This window comes from Arthrobacter sp. CMU6, from assembly GCF_059090205.1.
Genome location: NZ_JBNHFL010000136.1, coordinates 1 through 234 on the forward strand (window position 1 = coordinate 1; position 234 = coordinate 234).

Annotated in this window: 1 pseudogene; it reads right to left on the reverse strand. The window is 70.1% G+C overall.

The window, feature by feature from the left end:
- Positions 1-234: pseudogene (locus AC5RWD_RS23415) on the reverse strand (hypothetical protein); the annotation flags it as partial.

The window sequence follows — 234 nt, forward strand, 5'->3', positions numbered from 1 at the left end:
CTTGGCCGGTGCGGCCGGTGTTGATCGGACCGGTGTAGGCCGGCTGGGGTCCCTGGGCGTCCTGGCCCCACTGTGCGCCTTGGGCCCGTTGTGCGTCCTGTCGTTGTTGGAGTTCGGCGAGGAGGTCACGGTAGTCGATGGTGGCCAGGATTTGGGGCCGGTGTCCGCCGTTGGCGGGCAGGGCGTCGGTGGTGAGGGCGGTTTGGCAGGCGCCGACGAGCCCGTCAAGCCGTT